This is a genomic window from Hymenobacter setariae, assembly GCF_007713685.1.
Classification (GTDB): domain Bacteria; phylum Bacteroidota; class Bacteroidia; order Cytophagales; family Hymenobacteraceae; genus Hymenobacter; species Hymenobacter setariae.
Map to the genome: position 1 here is coordinate 243,279 of NZ_VMRJ01000007.1, position 21,689 is coordinate 264,967.

Below are 21,689 nucleotides of genomic sequence, written 5' to 3' on the forward strand. Positions count from 1 at the left end.
ATACACCTAGGCGTTAGGGGTCATTAGCAGTTGCGCGTCTTCTCCAGCAGAAGCCCGCTCCTCTCGCTATGCTGTCCCAAACCGAATTTGACGCCTTGCTCCAACGCTACCTCGCCGGCCAGTGCCAACCCGGCGAGCAGCAGCTTGTGGAGCAGTGGAGCCAGCAGCTCGGCGAGGCCGACGACCAGCCCCTACCCGCTCACTTACAGGCCCAAGTAAAAGCGGCTGTGTGGGACCGCATTGCGCAGCTCACGGCCGACGAGCCGGCCGCTGCACCAGCGCCTATTGTAGTACCGTTTATTGCACCACGCCGGTCTTTCTGGCGCGAGCCGGCCCTGCGCTGGGCCGCAGCTGCTGTACTGACCCTAGGGGCCGGGGCTGCCTGGTGGCTACCGCGCCCGGCGGCCACCGTAGCCACTACTTCGCACTGGGTACGGCGCACCAATGCCAGCGTGCAGGCACAGCACCTGCAGCTGGCCGATGGCAGCCACGTGACCCTAGCCACCGGCAGCACCCTCAAATACCGGTCGGACCTGGCTGGTGCGCGGCGCGAAGTGTACCTCACGGGCCAGGCCTGCTTTAAGGTAGCCAAGAACCCCGACCGGCCATTTTTGGTGTACACCGACAAGCTCGTGACCACGGTCCTAGGTACCACTTTCTTGGTGAAGGCCTACGCCGGCGAGCCCGGCTTAGTGGCCGTGCGCGAAGGGCGCGTGGCCGTGCAGCGCCGCCAGGGCGCCGAGCTAGACGCCACCCCCAACCAGCTGGCTGCGGCAGGCGTGCTGCTGCTGCCCAACCAGCAGGCCACCTACTCGACCAAGACCAAGCACCTAGCCAAAGCTTTGGTTGACAAGCCTGTTATCCTCGCTCCGCAGCCACTGGCTTTCAAAAACCGGCCCGTGACGGAAGTGCTGGCCGCGCTCGAAAAAGCTTACGGCGTCAACATCGTGTACGACCCTACCCGGCTGAGCGCCTGCACCGTGACAATAGCCTTCGACGAAGAGTCCTTATTTGACCAGCTAGATACTTTGTGCAAAACCTTGAATGCCAAGTATAAGCTGGCCAATAATGCCCAAATTATCTTCGAAAGTAGCGGCTGCTCCGCTAGCTAGCTTTCGGACTGACCCGGGCCTTTTGTGCTGCACTATCCTACTTGTCTACTGTAGGCTGCCCGCCGGCTGCCCTTGCGCTAACGAGCGCTCCGCAGCCGGCCCTCTTTCCTCGCTTTTTCTTTTCCCCACCACAAACGTTTCCGGTACATGAAAAATGGCCTACTCTCTCAGCGACCGCTCTGGCGCCCTGCCAGTGTACTCGCGCTCAATTTATTGCTGGCTGCTCCACTAGCCAGCACGGCTGCTACTCGGGCGGCAGCGTCACAAATCACGCTTGACCGAAAAATAACGCTACGAGCTGAGGCGCAGACGATAGAGTCAGTGCTAGACCGCCTTGAGCAGCAGCTCGATGTGCGGTTTGTGTACAGCCCCACCCTTATCGGTGCCGACCGGCGCGTGACGCTGCAGGCGGCTAATAAGCCGCTGATGCAGGTGCTCGACGAGCTGCTGGCGCCGCGCCGCATCCAGTACGAAATCCGCAAAAACCGCATCATCCTGAGCCAAGCCAAGAAAGCAACGGCGGCCAACGTGCCCGTGTCGGGCCGCGTGACCGACTCGAAGGGCGATGGCATTCCGGGCGTGACGGTGCTGGTGCGCGGCACCACCATCGGGGCTACTACCGATGCCGAAGGCCGGTTTAACCTAAGCGCGCCGGAGGGCAGCACGCTGGTATTCAGCAGCGTGGGATACACGGCTCAGGAAGTACCACTAACGGGCACTACTACGGGCTTGGCTATTTCCTTGAAGGAAAGCGCCAAGGACCTAGGCGAAATAGTGGTGGTGGGCTACGGCACCCAAGAGCGCCAGAGCGTGACGGGCGCCGTGGCATCGGTATCGGGCCGCCAGATTGCGGCGCAGCCGGTGCCCGATGCCGCGCAGGCCATTCAGGGCCGGGCAGCGGGGGTGCAGGTTGTGTCCAACTCGGGGGCGCCGGGCGGGGCGGGCGGCACGTCCATCCGGGTGCGCGGCATCACCTCATCGGGCAACAACTCGCCGCTGTATGTGGTCGATGGCTTTCCGCTGCCGGCCGCTACCGATGGCAACGGCAACGCCACCGGCACCGAGATTAACACTATCAATCCCAACGACATCGAGACCATCGACGTGCTGAAAGATGCCGCCTCCACGGCCATCTATGGCCTGCGGGCGGCCAACGGCGTCGTGATTATCACCACCAAGCGCGGCAAGGCGGGCGTGTCCAACGTGAGCTTCGACGGCTATGTAGGCCAGCAGCGGGTATGGCGCCAGATTCCGATGCTTAATGCCGAGCAGTTTGCTACCCTCAACAACGAGGCGCGCACCAACGGTGGCCTGGCCCTGATACCAAAATATGCCAACCCCGCCTCCCTAGGGGCGGGCACCAACTGGCTCGACGCCATCTTCCGGCCGGCGCGCATTCAGAACTATGCGGTGTCGGCCACCGGCGGCAGCGAAAAAGCGCGCTACGCCGTGAGCGCAGGCTTTTTTCAGCAAGATGGCACCATCATCAACAATGACTTTAAGCGCTTTACGCTGCGCGCCAACGGCGACGTAGCCCTCAGCAAGCGCTTCCGCATTGGCAACACGCTGGCCGTGACGCACCAGGAAGAACACGCTCTCAACAACAACAACAACGAGTTTAGCGGCGTCATTCAGCTAGCCTTGCAGGCCCCGCCCACGGCCCCGGTCTACAATGCCGATGGCAGTTTCTACGAGTTTACATCGGCCGACAACTATGGCGAGGAAAACCCGGTGACGGCCGCCCGGCGCCCGTCTATCAAGAACACGACCAACCGCGTCACGGCCACTTTCTTTGCCGAGCTAGAGCCCTTCAAGGGCCTGCGCCTGCGCACCAACGTGGGCACCGACTTGCAGTTTTACCAGGGCGACAGTTTCTTCCCGTCCATCGTGGGCTCGTCGAAGTACCCCGCCTCGCAGGCCAGCCTGAACAGCAACTCGAACTACAACCCGAGCTACCTCATCGAGAACACGGCCACTTACAGCAACGTCTTTGCGGAAAAGCATAGCCTGACGGTGCTGGTGGGCCAGTCGGCGCAGCAGTTCAACTACAGCTTCCTAGGTGCCACCCGCGTGGGCTACTCGCGCAACGACCTGCAGGTGATTAACCAGGGACCCATCAACGCCCTCATTAGCAATAGCGGCGGCAATGGCTACTCGCGCCTGCTCAGCTACTTTGCCCGCGTCAACTACGAATTTGCCGGCAAGTACTTGTTCTCGGCCATCGGGCGCTTCGACGGCTCGTCGGCCTTCTCGCAGGAGAATGCCATCGGTTTCTTCCCTGGCGTGTCGGCGGGCTGGCGCATTTCGGAAGAAGACTTCTTGAAGGATAATGCCAGCATCAGCAACTTAAAGCTGCGCTTTGGCTACGGCAAGGTAGGTAACCCCTTAAATGCGGGCACCTTTCAGTACTTATCGACCATCAACTCGAGCAATTTTGCTAACAACGGCGTGCCTGGCACGGCCTACGTGTTTGGCGGGGGTACCCAGAACGTGAATACCGGCGCGGCTCCTACCCGCTTGCGAAACAACAACTTGGTGTGGGAGAACAACATCCAGTACAACGTGGGCGTGGACCTAGGGCTGTTTAAGGACCGTGTGCAGGCCTCGGTGGACTTGTACACCCGCAAGTCGCCAAACCTGATTGCGTCGGTGCCAGTGAGCACGGTGTCAGGCACGATTGAGAACATCAACCAGAACGCCGCCTCATCGGTGAACCGCGGTATCGACTTGTCCATCACCTCGGCCAACTTCGTGAGCAACGACAACGGCTTTACCTGGACCACGACGCTCAACCTCTCGGCCTACCGCAACAACCTAGAGTCGTTGGGCAATGGCACGCCGTACTTTGGGCAGAGCACCCGCGGCGGCGCCAGCGTGGTGCGCTACGCCGCCGGCTCGCCCTTCGGCTCGTTCTATGGCTACGTGGCCGACGGCCTGTTTCAAACCCAAGACGAGCTAGCCGCCCTCAATGCCAAGTCGCCGACCGGCAGCTACCAGTTTGCGGGCACGGCGCCCGGCGATATCAAGTTCCGGGACCTAAACGGCGATGGCGTAGTTAACGCCCAAGACCAGACTTACATCGGTAACCCGAACCCGAGCTTCACTTACGGCCTCAACAATACGCTTAGCTTTAAAGGCTTTGACCTCAACGTGTTTTTGCAGGGCTCGCAGGGCAACGACGTGTATAACCTGAACCGCTACTACACCGAGGGCGGCATCTATGGCTCGTCGAACGCCGGCGCCATTGCCCTAGAGCGCTGGACCGGGCCCAATACCAGCAACTACGTGCCCCGCGCTGTGGCTGGCGACCCCAACCAGAACCTGCGCATTTCGAGCCACTACGTGGAAAATGGCTCCTACATGCGCATCAAGCTGCTGACGCTGGGTTACAACCTGCCGAAGGAGCTGTTCAGCCGCCTAGCGGCCGTGCAGCGGGTGCGCGTGTACGTGAGCGCCCAAAACCTGGCGACGTTCACCAAATACAAAGGCTTTGACCCTGAGCTCGGTAACCAAGGCGGCAGCTTCGGCGTCGACCGCGGCATTTACCCCCAGGCCCGCGTGCTGCTGGCCGGTCTCAATATTGGTTTTTAGTGCATCGTGCTTAGTGCCTAGCACTTGGGTATCAACGCTCAACCCATTTTCTGAGCATACTACCTGAGCACCACGCACTGCTAGCTACGCACCATACTCCCACCCCCTGACTTTTTCCTCCTATGCTACTTTCTAAACGCCTCGGCACCGCCGGGCTGCTCCTAGGCCTACTCACGAGCGCCGGCTGCACCAAAGAGTACCTTGATATCAAGCCCACGGACACCGTGACGGCCGAAAACTTCTACAAAACCCAGACTGACGCCCTGCAAGCAACCACGGCCGCGTACTCGCAGCTGTATCAGAACGGGATGTTTAACTACTCGCTCTGGGGCATCGGCGATGTAATGTCGGATAACTCTTTCTTGGGCGGTGGCGGCGCGGCCGATGGCATCGAGTTTCAGCAGCTCGATAGCTACAATATTCCGACCACCAACCCACTCGTAACCAGCCATTGGCAACGCGCCTACCTAGGCATCGGGCAGGCCAACCAAGTGCTGCTGCGCGTGCCCGATATCAACATGGACGCCACCCTCAAGAACCGCTGCCTGGGCGAGGCTGAGTTTTTGCGGGCGCTGTACTACTTCTACCTCGTGCGTGGCTTTGGCGATGTGCCGCTGGTGCTGACACCCGCCACCAGCGCGGCCGAAGCCGCCAGCCAGACGCGCACACCCGCAGCGCAGGTGTACGACCAAATCATCAAGGACCTGACCGATGCCATTACGAAGCTACCGGCTACTTACTCGGGCGACGACCTAGGCCGGGCCAGCAAGCTAGCCGCACGGGGCCTACTCGCCAAGGTGTACCTGACCCGCAAAGACCTGCCCAACGCTGCTATCCAGGCCCGCACTACCATCTCGGAGGCTACTGCGGCAGGCAAGGCGCTTTGGCCCAACTTTGCCAATAACTTCCAGGTGGCGTTCGAAAACGGCCAGGAGTCGCTGTTTGAAGTGCAGTTCAAGAACGGCCTCAGCAACTATTCAACTGATGGGCCGGGCAGCGTGATGAACGAGTTTTGGGGCGCTCGCTTCTTTGGCAGCCCCTACGTGGTAGCTTCGGGTGGCTACGGCTTCAACGTGCCCGAGAAAGACCTAGTGGCCGGCTACGCGGCAGGCGATACCCGCCGGGCCGCCACCTTATTTGCCCCCGGCGACCTCTATCCCGACGGCCAAGTGCAGCCCGCCTCGCTGGTGGGCAACCCCAACGGCTACAGCATTCGGAAGCAGTATGTGGGCCGCACTGATGTTAATAACTGGGATTCGCCACTCAACTTTCCAGTGCTGCGCCTGGCTGAGGTGTACCTCATCTTGGCCGAGGCTACCGGGCCAACCGCCGAAGGCCTCGAAGCCATTAATAAGGTGCGCCGCCGGGCTTTCGGCTTGCCCATTAATACGCCCGCAGCGGCCGTAGACTACACCGCTGCCACCCCCAACTTCACAGATGCCGTTATCCAGGAGCGCCGCCTAGAGCTAGCCTTCGAAGACGACCGCTGGTATGACCTTAAGCGCACCAACAAGCTGGTAAGCGTCATGAAAGCCCAGGGCAAATCAATTCAAGATTTCAACAACCTGCTGCCTATTCCGCAGGCCGAAATCAACGTTAACCCCAACCTTAAGCAGAACGACGGGTATTAAGCTAGTAGTGGCCCACGTCTGAGCAGGGCGGCGTATATATACGCCAACTCCGGCTCGCGCGTGGGCCACTTTGCTTTTTGGCCGCTTGCAAGCTGTTTTGCCTCTACTTCCTCTTCTTTACCCCACCCCACTATGCCGTACTCGCTACTTCTTGGCCACCGCGCACCGCACCTAGGTGCCTTTCTCACCTTAGCGCTAGCTGCTGGCCTAGGCCGCCCGGCCGCTGCCCAAACCGCTCCGCAGCTTGGTAAAGCCAGCCTGAAAGAGGTGTTGGCGGCCCTCACCCCCGACGAGAAAGTGCGCTTGGTGATTGGCGTGGGCTTTTACCCCTCGGGCTTCCCGGCCGGCATGCTGCCCCCCGGCCCTCCTGGCGGCGACAAGCAACCTGAGAAAGTGGCCGGCGCCGCGGGTCGCACCCACGCCGTGCCGCGCCTAGGTATCCCGGCGCTCACGCTATCGGACGGGCCGGCTGGCGTGCGCATCGACCCTATTCGGGGCAAGGACAGCACTAAGACCTACTACGCCACGGCCTTTCCGGTGGCCACGCTGCTGGCCTCGACCTGGGACACGACCATGGTGCGCCGAGTGGGCGTGGCCTTCGGCAGCGAGGTCCGCGATTTTGGCATTGATGTGCTGCTGGCGCCGGGCATGAACATCCACCGCAACCCCCTAGGTGGCCGCAACTTCGAGTATTACTCCGAAGACCCGGTGGTGACCGGCAACATCGCGGCGGCGCTGGTAAATGGCGTAGAGTCTAACGGCGTGGGCACCAGCATCAAGCATTTCGCGGTGAATAACCAGGAGTTTAACCGCATGCAGCTCAACTCGAAAGTGAGCGAGCGGGCGCTGCGCGAGATTTACCTGCGCGGCTTTCAGCTGGCGGTGAAGAAGTCGCAGCCCTGGACAGTGATGTCGTCGTACAACAAAGTAAACGGCACCTACACCTCCCAAAGCCCCGACCTGCTAACCACGCTACTGCGCCAGGAGTGGGGCTTTAAGGGCTTGGTAATGACTGACTGGTACGGTGGCCAAGACGCTGTAGCCCAGCTCAAGGCCGGCAACGACCTGCTGGAGCCCGGCACCCTAATGCAGTACAACGCCGTGACGGAAGCGCTAAAAAACGGCCAGCTCACCCCCGCCCAGCTCGACCAGAACGTGACCCGCGTGCTGGAGCTGGTGATGAAATCGCCCACCTTTAAAGGCTACAAATACAGCAGCCAGCCTGCCCTAAAGGCCAACGCCGCCGTGGCTCGCCAGGCTGCGGCCGAGGGCATGGTGCTGCTGCGCAATCAGGGCGCGGCGCTGCCGCTGGCAGCCGGCCGCAAGGTGGCGCTGTTTGGCAATACTTCTTATAACCTCATTGCGGGCGGCACGGGCAGCGGCGATGTCAACCGCGCTTACACTATCTCGATTGCGCAGGGCCTAGGCCAAGCGGGCTTTGTGGCAAATCCCGCCCTCAGCCAGTTGTATGCCCAATATGTGAAAGCCGAAAAGGCCAAAATAACCAAGCCCAAAGGCTTGCTCGACCCAGCCCCGGTTATTGCCGAAATGCCGCTGGCAGCTGACCAGCTTCAGCCCGCCGTGGCGGCCGCCGACATTGCCATCATCACCCTAGGACGCAGCGCGGGTGAGGGTGGCGACCGCCAGGTGCAAGACGACTTTACACTTACCGCCGCTGAGCAGGCGCTGCTCAAGCAAGTGAGCACGGCCTTCCACGCCCAAGGCAAAAAAGTGGTAGTGGTGCTGAACGTGGGCGGCGTGACCGAGGTAGCCAGCTGGCGCGACCAAGCCGATGCCATTTTGCTGGCCTGGCAGCCCGGTCAGGAAGGCGGCCACGCCGTGGGCGACGTACTCAGCGGCAAGGTCAACCCCTCTGGCAAGCTGGCTACCACTTTCCCAGTGCGCTACGCCGATGTGCCGTTTAGCGGCAATTTCCCCGGCAAGCTGCTCGATGCTAGCGCCAAGGGCGGCGGGCTAATGGGCGCCCCTTCCGAAAATACCTATGAAGAAGGTATTTATGTGGGTTATCGCTACTACAACACCTTCAAAGTAAAGCCTGCCTACGAGTTTGGCTATGGCCTCAGCTACACCACCTTCAAGTACGGCCCACTCACGGTGGTGCGGTCGCCAAACAATGACATCACGGCCCGCGTGAGTGTGACTAATGCCGGCAAAGTGGCGGGCAAAGAAGTAGTGCAGCTTTATGTGAGTGCCCCCAAGGGCCAGCTTGAAAAGCCCGAAAGCGAGCTCAAGGCTTTCGCCAAAACCAACCTGCTCCAGCCCGGCCAGTCGCAGACCCTCACCTTTAAGTTGACGGCCACCGACCTAGCGTCGTTTAACACGGCGACTTCGTCGTGGGTGGCCGATGCGGGTACCTACACCGTGAAGGTGGGCGCCTCGTCGCAAGCCATCAAGGGCCAAGTGGCTTTGCAACTTCCCAAAGCTGTTGTGACCGAGAAAAGCCGTCCGTTGCTAGTGCCCCAGCAGCCACTCAGCGACTTGCGCGTGGGGCAGGTAGCGAAGTAGCTAGATGTTGTCCTAACACGGGCACCTCACAAATTCATAAGCGTCTCCTATCTGGCCATCGCACTTGGCCCGACCAATCTGTGTGCCTGCGAGTTGGCACGCAACTACTGACCCTGGTACTTAAGGTCAACTCCTTTAATACGCTACTGCTGAAATAGTACGACCTAGGGACTCAAGTCCCGCCCCACCCTATCTCTAATTTATCCCCACATGCAGTTTTTACCCCTCCACTACGCTACCGCCTTCGGCGCCGCATGCTTACTAGCGGCTACCGTTGGCGCCGCGCAAAGCCCGGCAGCAGCAACTAAAAGCGCGGCGGCCCCTACCGGCCAAGCACACCTGCTGGCGCACGAAGCCGAGGTGAACGCCTTGCTCAAGAAAATGACGCTAGAGGAAAAAGTGCACATGCTGCACGCCAACTCGGCCTTCGCGGCGGGCGGCATCGAGCGCCTAGGCATTCCCGAAATAATGACCTCCGACGGGCCCCACGGCGTGCGCCCCGAGCAGGGCCGCAACTGGAAGCCGCCCGTGGATGCCAACGACGCTAGCACCTACTTGCCTACCAACAACACCCTAGCTTCGACTTGGAACCGGGACCTAGGGTACGCCTACGGCACAGTGCTGGGCAGCGAGGCTAATGCCCGCGGCAAGGACATCATCCTGGGTCCCGGCATCAACATCGTGCGGGCGCCCCTGAACGGGCGCAACTTCGAGTACCTCAGCGAAGACCCCTACCTGATAACCCAGATGGTGGTGGGCTACATCAAAGGCGTGCAAGACCAAGGCGTATCGGCCTGCGTGAAGCACTACGCGGCCAACAACCAGGAAACCCACCGCGACGACGTGGACGTGGACATGAGCGAGCGGGCGCTGCGTGAAATCTATTTGCCGGGCTTCAAAGCCGCCGTGCAGGTGGGCGGCGTGAACACGCTCATGGGCTCCTACAACAAGTTTAGGGGCACCTACGCCACTGAAAACGCCTACTTAATGAAGACCATTCTGAAGCAAGAATGGGGTTTCAACGGCTTGGTGATGAGCGATTGGGGCTCGGTGCACAACACCGACGAGGCCCTGCGCAACGGCACCGACCTAGAGATGGGTACCGACCTGTACCTGATGTACAGCGGCGCCGACCAGAGCGCCGCCACGGCCGCCGCTGGCACCACGCCCACAGCCCCTAAGCGCAGCTACTACGACCGGTTTTATTTAGCTGACCCCGCCCTGGCGGCCGTCCAGAAAGACCCTAGTCTGCTACCGCTCATCGACGACAAGGTGCGCCGCATTTTGCGGGTGATGTACGCTACCAAGATGCTCGGCGCTACCAAGCGCCAGCCCGGCGCCTTCAATACCAAAGGGCACCAAGCCACCGCGCTCAAGGTAGCCGAAGAGGGTATTGTGCTACTCAAAAACGAGGGTAATCTATTGCCGCTCAAGAAGTCGGTGAAGACCGTAGCCGTTATCGGGGCCAATGCCGACCGCGCAAATTCAATGGGCGGTGGCAGCGGCCAGCTCAAGGCTAAGTATGAGATTACGCCGTTGCAAGGTCTCAAGAATGAGCTAGGTAGCGGCGTGACTATCAACTACGTGCCCGGCTATACCATCGCCCGCGACCAAAAGGCCGACGCCCAGCAGATAGCGCAGGCCGTAGCCGCCGCTAAGGCCGCCGACGCGGTGATTTACGTGGGCGGTTCCATCCACGGCTATGACTACACCAAGTGGAGCGACAACGCCTACGACGCTGAAGCCGTGGACAAGCCCGACCTGAAAATGCCCTTTGGGCAAGATGCGCTGGTGCAGGCCGTGCTGGGCGCCAACCCCAACACGGTGGTGGTGCTCCTGGGGGGCGGCCCCATCGAAGTAGCGCCCTGGGCCGGCCAGGCCAAGGCCATTGTGGAAGCGTGGTACCCCGGCATGGAAGGCGGCAACGCGCTGGCCCACATCCTATTTGGCGATGTAAACCCGTCGGGTAAGCTGCCCTTCACCTTCCCCGTGAAGCTGGAAGACGCGCCGGCCATGAAGCTGGGCGAATACCCCAGCACGCCCGGCAATCCGCTGAAAGAGATGTACAAAGACGACATCTGGGTAGGCTACCGCTACTACGATACCTACAAGGTGGCGCCGCAGTTTGCCTTCGGCCACGGCCTGAGCTACACCACCTTCGAGTACGGCAAGCTAACTGTGAAGCCCGCCGCCCAGCGCGCCACCGTAACCCTGACGGTGCGCAATACCGGCAAAACTGCCGGCGCCGAGGTCGTGCAAGTGTATGTCAAGGATTTGAAGTCCGCCGTGAAGCGCCCTGAGAAAGAGCTGAAAGGCTTCGAAAAAGTCTTCTTGAAGCCCGGCGAAACCAAGACCGTGACCATGCAGCTCCCTGCCGACGCCTTTAAGTACTACGACGAGGCCAAGAAGCAGTGGGTGCTAGAGCCCGGCCAGTTTGAGGTATTGGTGGGCAGCTCGTCGCGCGACATTCGTCAGACGGGCAGCCTGACGTTATAATTCAGCAGTAGCTTGGACTTTGTAGTCCGAGGCGAGCGCAGCGAGCATCAACTTTTGTGAACGTTCGCTTAGGCCAATGCTCGCTACGCTCGCGCTCGGACTACAAAGTCCAAGCTACATCTACCAAGCTCCCATCCTTTTGAAAAAACTACTCCTCGCCGCCTTGCTCCTAGGTCTGCCGCTAGCTCGTGCCAGCGCCCAAACGCCTAAAATGGACCGCCTCCTCTACGGTGTGGCCTATTACGATGAGTACATGCCCTACGACCGGCTGGACAAGGACGTGGCCATGATGAAGGCGGCGGGTATCAACGTGGTACGCATCGCCGAATCGACGTGGAGCACCCTAGAGCCGCAGGAGGGCAAGTTTGATTTTTCGCACGTGGACCGGGTACTCGACGCCATGCACAAGGGCGGTATCCGGGTCATCATTGGCACGCCTACCTATGCCGTGCCGACGTGGCTGGTGCGGAAGTACCCCGAGGTGCTGGCCATCACCAACCGGGGACCCAACCAGTATGGCCCGCGCCAGAACATGGACATCAGCAACCCCGACTACCGGCGCCACTCCGAGGCGGTGATTCGGGCCTTGCTGGGGCATGTGAAGAACCACCCAGCCATCATCGGGTACCAGGTAGATAACGAAACCAAGGCCTACGGCACGGCCGGGCCGGCGGTGCAGAAACTTTTTGTGCAGTACATGCAGAAGAAGTTTTCGTCGCTGGACGCGCTCAACAAGGCGTATGGGCTGGACTACTGGAGCAACCGCATCAATTCGTGGGAGGATTTTCCGTCGATGGTGGGCACCATCAATGCCAGCCTAGGGAGCGAATACAGCCGGTTTCAGCGCCAGCTCGTGACTGACTTCCTGGCCTGGCAGGCGGGCATCGTGCGCGAATACAAGAAGCCAGACCAGTTCATCACCCAAAACTTTGACCTAGGTTGGCGCGGCCACTCCTTCGGCATTCAACCCGATGTAGACCATTTTGCCGCCGCCAAGTCGCTCGATGTGGCGGGCATCGACATTTACCACCCGAGCCAAGACCAACTCACGGGCACCGAAATTGCCTTCGGCGGCGACGTAACCCGGGGCATGAAGGGTGGCCAGAATTACTTGGTGCTCGAAACGGAGGCGCAGGGCTTTCCGCAGTGGCTGCCCTACCCGGGGCAACTGCGCTTGCAGGCGTTTAGCCACTTGGCTTCGGGCGCCAACATGGTGGAGTACTGGCACTGGAGCAGCATTCACAACTCGGCTGAAACCTATTGGAAAGGCGTGCTCAGCCACGACTTGCAGCCCAACACCATTTACGAAGAGACGAAGACCATCGGGCGCGATTTTCAGCGCCTCAGCCCGCAACTGCTGAGTCTTAAGAAGACCAATAAGGTCGCCATTCTTTTCAGCAACGAAGCCCTGACGGCCGAAGGTTGGTTTGCCAACGGGCTGGATTACAACCAAGTGCTGCGCTCGTTTTACGACCCGCTTTACCGCCACAACGTGGGCTGCGACATGGTAGACCCTAGCAGCCCCGACCTAGGGAAGTATTCGCTCGTCATCGTGCCCATGCTGTATGCGGCGCCCGCCAGTCTGCTGGCCCGCCTAGAGCAGTACGTGCAAGCTGGCGGCCATTTGCTCGTGACCTACCGCAGTGGCTTCTCGGACGAGAACGTGCAGGTGCGCACCACCCCGCAGCCGGGCGGCCTCAGCAAGGTATGCGGCGTGACCTACGACCAGTTTACCGCCCCCGACAAGGTAGGGCTGCAAGGCGACACCTACCAGGCGAAGGCCACCGACAACCAAGTCACGACCTGGATGGAACTGCTGACGCCGACCACTGCCCAGGTGCTGGCCCGCTACGAACATCCGGTGTGGGGCAAGTACGCCGCCATCACCGAAAACCAGTATGGCAAAGGCCTGGCCACCTACGTGGGCTGCCACACTTCCGACGCGGTGGTGGATAAGCTCGTGACCAGCGCCGTGAAAAAAGCGGGTTTGTGGGGTGCGGACCAGGAGCTTGCTTTTCCGCTCATCACCCGCGCAGGCGTCAATCAGCGCAAGAAAAACGTGCACTATTACTTCAATTACTCGGCCACGCCGGGCGCGGTGCGCTACCCACACGGCGCGGGCAAAGAGCTGCTGGCCGGCGCTAGTGTAGCCAAGGGCCAGTCGCTCCAGCTGGCACCCTGGGGCATGCAGATTGTGGAAGAGCAGTAATGCTCCATGTTCGTCATGCAGAGCGTAGGGAAGCATTTCGCATGGCCCAATAATTAATGACAGTAGCAGACGTCAGCACGCGAGATGCTTCGCTGCGCTCTGCATGACAGTCCGATTGAAATATTACCACTCTGAAACTATGTCCTTTCTCCACCCATTCTCTCGCCTCGCTTTCCTAGGTTCCCTGGGCCTGCTCCCCCTGGCAGCGGCCCACGCCCAAGTAACCCGGCAGGCCGATGGCATCACGCTGCGCTTACCGCAGGCCAACGAACAAGCGCCGCGCACCATGTGCCTGCAAGTAGTTGGCGACAATATTATTCATGTGCAGGCCTCGCCGCTCGACACGCTTTCGACCGCTAAGAGCCTGATGGTGGTGCCTCAAAAGGCGCCGCCCAAGTGGCAGTATAAGGAGAAAAAAGGTGTGGGCTACCTCAGCACCGACGCCCTCACGGCCGCCATCACGCTGGCTACGGGTGCCGTGAGTTTTGAAGACGCTGCGGGCCACCCTGTGCTGCAAGAGCGCACGGGCGGCGGCAAAATGTTCACGCCGACCGTGGCCGACGGGCAGCCGTTCTACCAAATTAAGCAGGTGTTTCAGTCGCCCACCGATGAGGGCCTGTACGGCCTAGGGCAGCACCAAAACGGTACGATGAACTACCGCGGCCAGCAAGTAGAGCTGGCCCAGAACAACACCGACGTGGCGGTGCCTTTCCTGGTGTCGAGCAAGGAATACGGCATCCTGTGGGATAATTATTCCATCACCAAAGTCGGCGACACGCGCGACTACGAGCCGCTTTCGAGCCTGAAGCTGTATGCCAAAACCGGCGAGCCCGGCTGGCTCACGGCTACCTACGTCAACAAAAAGAACCCCAGCGAGGTAATCGCCGCGCGGCCCGAGTCGGTTATCAACTACGAGTACCTCGAAGACCAGAAGAACTTCCCGGTCGGCCTCAAGCTCGGCGATGTGACGGCCACTTGGGAGGGCAGCATCTCATCGGGCACCACGGGGCAGCACCATTTCTTGCTGAAGAATGCGGGCTACGCCAAGCTCTACATCGATGGCAAGGAGGTGGCCAACAAGTGGCGCCAGGCCTGGAACCCCGGCACCTCGGTGGTCACGCTTGACATGGAGAAGGGCCGCAAGTACACGTTCAAGCTGGCCTGGGACCCCGACGGCAGCGAGTCGTACCTAGGGCTGAAGTGGCTGAGCCCGCTGGTGGGCGCGGCCCAAACGGAGTACGGCTTTAGCTCGGAGGCCGCGCACGACCTCAACTACTACTTCGTGCTGGGCCAGTCGGCCGACGAGGTGATAGCCGGCTACCGCCAGCTCACGGGCGCGGCGCCGGTGGTGCCGCGCTGGGCCCTAGGGCTGTGGCAGAGCCGCGAGCGCTACAAGACCGCCCAGGAGATGTTGGACGTGGCCGCCGAATTTCGGAAGCGCCAGATACCGCTCGACAATATCGTGCTCGACTGGTCGTACTGGAAGCCCGCCGAGTGGGGCAGCCAGGAGTTTGACCCCAGCCGCTTTCCCGACCCGGACGGCCTGATTAAGACCTTGCATGAGAAAGACCACCTGCACTTTATGATTTCGGTGTGGGCCAAGATTAACGAGTACACGTCGGTTTACAACGACTTCAAAGCCAAGGGCTACCTCTACCCGCGTAATATCGCCAACCGCACCAAAGACTGGATTGCGCCGGGCTACACGTCCACGTTCTACGACGCGTTTAACCCCAAGGCGCGTCAGGACTTCTGGAACCTGATGAACACCAAGCTCTTCAGCAAGGGCGTGGACGCATGGTGGATGGACGCTTCGGAGCCGGACATTTACTCCAATACCAACGTGCAGACCCGCAAGGAGCTAATGGCCCCAGCTATTGGACCTAGCACCTTGTACTTCAACGCCTTCCCCTTGCAAAACGCCAAGGGAATTTACGAAGGCCAGCGCCAGACGGCACCCGACCAGCGGGTGTTTTTGCTGACGCGCTCGGGCTACGCGGGCTCGCAGCGCTACGCGGCGGCCATCTGGAGCGGCGATATCGGCTCTCGCTGGGAAGACTTCAAAAACCAGATTCCGGCGGGGCTGAACTTCTCGCTGTCGGGCGTGCCGTATTGGACCACCGACATCGGCGGCTTTGCCGTGGAGCGCCGCTACGAGCACCCCAATGCCACCGACCAAGCCGAGTGGCGCGAGCTGAACACCCGCTGGTACCAGTTCGGGGCGTTTTGCCCGCTGTTCCGGGTGCACGGGCAGTTTCCGTACCGTGAGATTTACAACGTGGCGCCCGCCGGCACGCCGGCCTACCAGAGCATGCTCTACTACGACCAGCTGCGCTACCGCCTGATGCCCTACCTCTACTCGGTAGCTGGCCAGGTCAACTACCAGCACGGCACCATGATGCGCGGCCTGGTGATGGACTTCGGCAGCGACGCCGCAGTGCGTAATATCGGCGACGAGTACATGTTCGGCCCCAGCCTGCTGGTGGCACCAGTTACTGATTATCAGGCCCGCACCAAGGCAGTGTACCTGCCGGCATCCACGGGCTGGTTTGATTTCTACAGCGGCAAGCACTTCACCGGCGGCCAAAAAATGACCGTAGACGCGCCGCTAGAGCGCATGCCGCTCTTCGTGCGCGAGGGCGCCATTGTGCCCTTCGGCCCCGCTGTGCAATACACCAGCGAGAAGCCCACCGACCCTATCACGCTCTACGTGTACACCGGCCAGGACGGCGCCTTCACGCTTTACGAAGACGAAAACACCAACTACAACTACGAGAAGGGCGCCTCGGCCACCATCCCGCTGCGCTACGATGAGAAGGCCAAAACCCTCACCATCGGCGAGCGCAAGGGTACCTTCCCCGGTATGCAGGCCCAGCGTACCTTCCGAGTAGTGTGGGTGAGCGCGGCCAAGCCCACGCCCTACGACCTAGACGCCACACCCGCCAAAACCGTGGCCTACTCCGGCGCTTCCGTGACCGTGAAAATGGAGTAGCAGTAATGGCAGCCGTTTTGAAACAGCCTTCTTAGACAAATTTTAAACAAAAAACACCTAATTAGCCGCTGTGTGCGGCCTCGCTTCCGCCTAGGTGGAGGCAGGCCCGTATGCAGCGGCTACGTGCTTTCATCGGTACCTAGGCGCAACTTCCGCTAGCTGCATCTGCTTTACTACTTCCTATGCTCTCTTTCCTTAAAAAGCTAACCCTGAGACTTGGCGGGCTCCTTCTGCTAGTGGCGCTGGCCGTTACCACTTTTCTGTCGTGCAGCCCGCAGCTAGGCAGCGGGCCCACGGCGGCGCAGCGGCAGTCGTACCACCGCACGGGGCACTTGGAAGACGGTAAGTTTGTCAACTCGCCCCCCACTACCGTGATGGCGGGCAGCATGTTTTCGGCGTTTCGGCGCATGTTTTTCGAGCACACGCCCAACCAGAATCCGGCCGCGCCGCTACCCATGCAGCGGCTCGACTCGTTAACAATAACCCAGCTCCCGGCCGACCAAGTGCGTGTGACGTGGTTTGGCCACTCGGCCAGCCTGGTCGAAATCGGCGGTAAAAAAGTGCTGCTCGACCCCATGCTCAGCGTCAAGATGGGGCCGCTGGCCCTGGTGACACCTAAGCGCTACAACCAAGAGCTAGCCATTTACCCCGAGCAATTACCGGCCATCGATGCGGTGCTCATTTCGCACGACCACTACGACCACCTCGATTACCAGACAGTGCTCAAAATCAAGGATAAGGTGGGCAGCTTCTACGTGCCGCTGGGCGTGGGCGCGCACCTGCGCCGCTGGGGCGTGGCCGAAAGCCGCATCCACGAAATGACCTGGGGCGACTCGGTAAACCTGCCCGGCCTAACGATTATCAGCTCGCAAACGCAGCATTTTTCGGGCCGGGGCCTCACCAACCGCAACAGCACCTTCTGGTCGTCGTGGGTGCTCAAGACGCCTCAGCATCGCCTGTTCTACAGCGGCGATGGCGGCTACGGGCCCCACTTCAAGGAAATTGGCCAGCAGTACGGCCCCTTCGACCTAGCCCTGATGGAGTGCGGTCAGTACGACCGTGCCTGGCCCCAAATCCACATGCAGCCCGAGCAGTCGGTGCAGGCGGCGCTCGATGTGCGCGCCCGCACGATGCTGCCCGTGCACTGGGGTGCCTTCACGGAAGCCCACCACGCTTGGAATGAATCGGTGGAGCGGGCCACTGCGGCGGCCGCTCGCCAGCATTTACCCCTCACTACCCCGCTGCTGGGACAACCGGTGGTGCTGGGCACTGCGCTTCCGCAGCAGCCTTGGTGGCGAGCGCCGAGCCTGAGCGAGGCGAAGTAACCTAACCTAGGGCGGTTTTCTGGATGGGTATTGACGGGCTCGTCGCTCGTGGGACCCCACCCCCGGCCCCTCCCCTCCGGGAGAGGGGAGCTAAGCACAAACTAATATTAAGTCAACTCAAAAGAGAAGAGCCTTCGGCAATGTGCTGAAGGCTCTTTTTTCTTAGAAGCAATACTAAAAATCGTCAGGTTCCCCTCTCCCGGAGGGGAGGGGCCGGAGGTGGGGTCTCACGCCTGAGCACACTACCAAAGAATTTCCCTACGGTCAAATATCCTGGCTATCGATGCGTCTACCGCTTCAGCAGCCGGATGGGCACCGCACGACTTAGGCCAGAAATTACATTGAATAAAATTTAATTTTGCAAAACCGATTTGCGTTTGGACTGTTTTCCACCGTCTACCGACGCATCGTTTTTATGAAAGCCTACAAACTGCACGAACCCAAAAACCTCGATAATTTCCGCCTAGGTGAGTACGACGAGCCTACCGTGCGCGACTACGAGGTGAAGATTCAGGTGAAAGCTACCTCGCTCAATTACCGCGACTGGGCGCTGGCCAACGGCTGGTTTGGCTACCCCGGCGAGGTGCTGCCCATGATTCCGTTTAGCGACGCTTCGGGCGTGGTCACGGCCATCGGGGCAGGCGTCACCAAGTTTCAGCCCGGCGACCGGGTGGCCGTCAACTTCTTTCCCGATTGGCACGACGGCGCATTTTCGGCCGCTAAAGTAGCGCGCTCCCTAGGTGGCAGCACCGATGGCGTGCTGGCCGAGTACGTAACCTTCCCAGAAGCCGCCGTGGTGAAAGTGCCCGACGCATTTTCCTTTGAAGAAGCTGCTAGCTTCCCCTGTGCCGGCGTCACGGCTTGGCACTCTTTGGTAGAGCAAGGCCCGCTGCGGCCCGGCGATGTGGTACTGCTGCAAGGCACGGGCGGCGTCTCCATCTTCGGCCTGCAAATCGCCAAGCTATTTGGTGCCCAAGTTATTATCACGTCGAGCTCGGATGAAAAACTGGCGCAGGCTAAGGCCCTAGGTGCCGACCACCTCATCAACTACAAGACGACGCCCGACTGGGAGGAAGAAGTTAAAAAGCTGACCGGTGGCGCCGGCGCCACCTACGTGCTGGAAGTAGCCGGCCAGATGGCCCGCTCGCTGCGCGCCCTGCGGCCGGGCGGCACGGTGTTCCAGATTGGCCAGGTAGACCCCAGCGACGAGGCCCCCAACCTGCGCATGGTGCCCCTGCTCACCCAGCGCCTGCAAGGTACCTACGTAGGCAGCACCCAGATGCTCGCCGACCTCATGCTCGCTTTCGATGCCAACAACCTCAAGCCCATCGTTGGCCAGGTTTTTGAGTTCGAAGAGGCCAAAGCTGCGCTCGCCCACATGGGCAGCGGCGCGCACTTCGGCAAAATCGTGGTGCGAGTTGGCCAGTAGCCCTTCCGTTTTTTAGGGCCATTTGACCCAGCCTATTTTAGTAAGTATATGCCTACCAACATTCTGCACACGGCACAAGCCAAGTCTATCGGCGGCCGCGACGGCCACATCGAATCGGACGACAACGTGCTTCGCCTGGAATTGACGATGCCCCGCCACCTAGGCGGCCGCAACCGCGAAGACGCCACTAACCCCGAACAGCTATTCGCAGCGGGCTACGCGGCTTGCTTTGGCAACGCGGTTATTCACATTGCGCGCCAGGCCAAAGTCAACGTAGGCACCATCTCGATTGATGCCAAAGTTGACCTCTTCATGAACGACGAGCAACTGCCCACCCTAGGCGTGACGCTGCACGCCAACCTGCCGGGCCTCGACCAGGCGCGCGCCGAAGAGTTGGTAGCGCAGGCGCACCAGACCTGCCCCTACTCGCGCGCTACCCGCGGCAATATCGACGTGCAACTCACCGTCACGACCGACGCCGAGGTACCCGCCCAAGCCTAGCCATCTATACCACCCGCGCCTTGCCAGACCATTCTGCCGAGTCGCGGACTAAGTAGCTGATTTTTATTACGTTACTTACCGTTCCTTCCTCTCTTTTTATCACGCTTAACTTCTTAAGCCAGCGCCGACGTCACCTGCGCCGACCTCCTGACTGCTAGTTAGTTTCATACTAGACTACTATGTCTTCTGCTACCTCCACCTTGTCGGCCGCTACCGACGCTTCTGCAATCCTCGCCCCTACCAAACCCGCTTCGAGCAAAGCCCAGCGCGACCTAGTCCTCGTGCAGCGCATCCTGGACCACCACGACGAGCGGGCCTATGCCGAGCTGATGAGCCTCTACCAAAAGGCTATTTACCAGCTGGTCCTCAAAATAGTACACCAGTCTGACGCCGCCCAAGACGTAGCCCTAGAGGTATTTGTGCGGGCCTTCCGCTCGCTGCCCACCTATAAGCCCGAGTTTGCGTTTAGCACCTGGCTATTCCGCATCGCTACCAATTTGAGCATCGCACACTTGCACCGGCAGCGCCTACCCACCGTATCGCTCGACGCGCCGCAGTTTGCCGGCGAGGACACGTCGTTCGACTACCCCGACCCCACGCCTACCCCGCAAGAAGCGCTCATTCAACTCCAGCGCATCGAGCGCATGCACGCAGCCGTTAACAGCCTGCCGGCCAAGTACCAGCGCATTGTGCAGCTGCATTACTTCGAGGAGTTGAGCTACGAGGAAATCGCTGAGCGCGAGCACTTGCCGCTCGGCACTGTGAAGGGCCAGTTGCACCGCTGCCGCGGCTTGCTGCAACAGCTACTCACACCTGAGCAAGACCGGTTTTAAAGTAATAAAGGCGAGTTGTTAACATCTACTCTTTAGTTGTCAACAACTCGCCTTTACTAGTTAAGAGCAGAGCTGACGCGCTATGTGTAGCAGCGTGGCGCCCTCATAGGTGGGCGGAGGCGCCAAAGGATAAAGTGTTTGCCCGGGCCGAGCCACAAAGGCGGAATCTAGGCCGGCGCGTTGCGCGCCGGCTACGTCCCAGCCGTGGGCTGCTACTAGCAGGGCTTCGTTGGGGGCAATCTCTAGGTGCTGCACGGCGGCGCGGTAGGTGTTGCCATCGGGCTTGTAGCGGCGCACCATTTCCACGCTGAGGCCCTGGTTGAAATAAGAGATGATGTCGGCGTAGGCAAGCTGTTCATCCAGCACCTTGCTGGGCGAGTTGGTGAAGGCAACGAGCGAATAGCCCGCCTCCTGGAGCATGGCGAGGGCCTTGGGCACGTCTTTGTGGGGCGGCAACTCTTTGAGCAAGCCGATAATGCGCTGCTTGTGAGCGGGCTTCAACGGCTTCTTTTCAAGCATATTGGCCGTCATGTCCAGAGCCGCATCGCCAATAGTACCGAAGTCGTGGTACTGCCCGGTCACGGTATCTACCAGCGAGTACTGAAGCAGCAACCCAAACCACTGCCGGAACGCGGCCGGGCTGCCAAACGCCTTGCTAACGGCCCGCTTTAAGGGGCTCATATCCAGCAAGGTCTCGTTGACATCAAATAGAATAGCGCGGTACGGACGATTGGCCTGAGGTGGCGGCGTAGCGGAAAACAAACCCATGAGCGAAGGCAGCCCCCGAAGAAAACGACCTAGGCAAACAACCTAGGGCAGCGGTGACCTCTGCCCCATACGAGGACCAGCTAGCCAAGGGTTTAGCTATTGATGACGCGCAACCCCAGCCTAGGGATTCAGCGCGGCCAGCACGCGCTTTATTAAGTAGCCATACAGAAGTAAGCGTATAGTGCGCAATTGGTAGCTTGCGGCATGCGACGACCTGCCACCGAGTTGAGTTCGGAAGAAGTGACGTGTTTGGAAGCGTGCAGTCAGCACGGACCG

The 21,689-nt window shown here is 60.4% G+C and carries 12 protein-coding genes; 11 read left to right on the forward strand and 1 reads right to left on the reverse strand.

The window, feature by feature from the left end; genetic code table 11:
• Positions 1–68: 68 nt before the first annotated feature.
• The 11 genes from FNT36_RS23655 to FNT36_RS23705 all read left to right on the forward strand — a co-directional run bounded on the left by FNT36_RS23655 (position 69) and on the right by FNT36_RS23705 (position 20,645).
• The gene (locus FNT36_RS23655; RefSeq protein WP_144852918.1) at positions 69–1,112 is read left to right on the forward strand and encodes a FecR domain-containing protein; all 1,044 of its coding nucleotides are present in this window, start codon (positions 69–71) and stop codon (positions 1,110–1,112) included.
• Between the two features lie 147 nt (positions 1,113–1,259).
• On the forward strand, positions 1,260–4,703 hold the full coding sequence (locus FNT36_RS23660; protein ID WP_144852920.1) for a TonB-dependent receptor: 3,444 nt from the start codon (positions 1,260–1,262) through the stop codon (positions 4,701–4,703).
• A gap of 122 nt (positions 4,704–4,825) precedes the next feature.
• A complete protein-coding gene (locus FNT36_RS23665; protein ID WP_144852922.1) occupies positions 4,826–6,334 on the forward strand; it encodes a RagB/SusD family nutrient uptake outer membrane protein in 1,509 nt (502 codons plus the stop codon).
• Positions 6,335–6,466: 132 nt separating this feature from the next.
• Positions 6,467–8,860 carry a glycoside hydrolase family 3 C-terminal domain-containing protein gene (locus tag FNT36_RS23670; protein ID WP_144852924.1) on the forward strand — a complete coding sequence of 798 codons (2,394 nt, stop codon included), beginning with the start codon at positions 6,467–6,469 and terminating at the stop codon, positions 8,858–8,860.
• A gap of 210 nt (positions 8,861–9,070) precedes the next feature.
• Positions 9,071–11,356, forward strand: coding sequence for a glycoside hydrolase family 3 C-terminal domain-containing protein (locus tag FNT36_RS23675; RefSeq protein ID WP_144852926.1), 2,286 nt, complete (start codon positions 9,071–9,073; stop codon positions 11,354–11,356).
• A 139-nt stretch (positions 11,357–11,495) separates the two neighbouring features.
• Positions 11,496–13,565, forward strand: coding sequence for a beta-galactosidase (locus FNT36_RS23680; RefSeq protein WP_233636184.1), 2,070 nt, complete (start codon positions 11,496–11,498; stop codon positions 13,563–13,565).
• Between the two features lie 139 nt (positions 13,566–13,704).
• On the forward strand, positions 13,705–16,557 hold the full coding sequence (locus FNT36_RS23685) for a glycoside hydrolase family 31 protein (RefSeq protein ID WP_144852928.1): 2,853 nt from the start codon (positions 13,705–13,707) through the stop codon (positions 16,555–16,557).
• Positions 16,558–16,739: 182 nt separating this feature from the next.
• Complete coding sequence (locus tag FNT36_RS23690; RefSeq protein WP_144852930.1) at positions 16,740–17,882, forward strand: MBL fold metallo-hydrolase; 1,143 nt, start codon at positions 16,740–16,742, stop codon at positions 17,880–17,882.
• A 415-nt stretch (positions 17,883–18,297) separates the two neighbouring features.
• Positions 18,298–19,311, forward strand: coding sequence for a zinc-dependent alcohol dehydrogenase family protein (locus FNT36_RS23695; RefSeq protein WP_144852932.1), 1,014 nt, complete (start codon positions 18,298–18,300; stop codon positions 19,309–19,311).
• Between the two features lie 48 nt (positions 19,312–19,359).
• Positions 19,360–19,812, forward strand: a complete 453-nt coding sequence (locus FNT36_RS23700; protein WP_144852934.1) for an organic hydroperoxide resistance protein — start codon at positions 19,360–19,362, stop codon at positions 19,810–19,812.
• Positions 19,813–19,991: 179 nt separating this feature from the next.
• Entirely contained in the window at positions 19,992–20,645 is a 654-nt protein-coding gene (locus FNT36_RS23705) for a sigma-70 family RNA polymerase sigma factor (protein WP_144852936.1), read from the forward strand.
• Positions 20,646–20,705: 60 nt separating this feature from the next.
• On the opposite strand, the gene FNT36_RS23710 is transcribed toward FNT36_RS23705, so the two are convergent.
• A complete protein-coding gene (locus FNT36_RS23710; RefSeq protein ID WP_144852938.1) occupies positions 20,706–21,413 on the reverse strand; it encodes a haloacid dehalogenase type II in 708 nt (235 codons plus the stop codon).
• Between the last annotated feature and the right edge of the window lie 276 nt (positions 21,414–21,689).

Excerpts from the sequence above, each read along its gene's own strand:
- FNT36_RS23675 (WP_144852926.1), top strand. The coding sequence starts at position 9,071 with ATGCAGTTTTTACCCCTCCACTACGCTACCGCCTTCGGCGCCGCATGC.
- FNT36_RS23695 (WP_144852932.1), top strand. The coding sequence starts at position 18,298 with ATGAAAGCCTACAAACTGCACGAACCCAAAAACCTCGATAATTTCCGC.
- FNT36_RS23700 (WP_144852934.1), top strand. The coding sequence starts at position 19,360 with ATGCCTACCAACATTCTGCACACGGCACAAGCCAAGTCTATCGGCGGC.
- FNT36_RS23670 (WP_144852924.1), top strand. The coding sequence starts at position 6,467 with ATGCCGTACTCGCTACTTCTTGGCCACCGCGCACCGCACCTAGGTGCC.
- FNT36_RS23690 (WP_144852930.1), top strand. The coding sequence starts at position 16,740 with ATGCTCTCTTTCCTTAAAAAGCTAACCCTGAGACTTGGCGGGCTCCTT.
- FNT36_RS23655 (WP_144852918.1), top strand. The coding sequence starts at position 69 with ATGCTGTCCCAAACCGAATTTGACGCCTTGCTCCAACGCTACCTCGCC.
- FNT36_RS23710 (WP_144852938.1), bottom strand. The coding sequence starts at position 21,413 with ATGGGTTTGTTTTCCGCTACGCCGCCACCTCAGGCCAATCGTCCGTAC.
- FNT36_RS23665 (WP_144852922.1), top strand. The coding sequence starts at position 4,826 with ATGCTACTTTCTAAACGCCTCGGCACCGCCGGGCTGCTCCTAGGCCTA.
- FNT36_RS23705 (WP_144852936.1), top strand. The coding sequence starts at position 19,992 with ATGTCTTCTGCTACCTCCACCTTGTCGGCCGCTACCGACGCTTCTGCA.
- FNT36_RS23660 (WP_144852920.1), top strand. The coding sequence starts at position 1,260 with ATGAAAAATGGCCTACTCTCTCAGCGACCGCTCTGGCGCCCTGCCAGT.
- FNT36_RS23685 (WP_144852928.1), top strand. The coding sequence starts at position 13,705 with ATGTCCTTTCTCCACCCATTCTCTCGCCTCGCTTTCCTAGGTTCCCTG.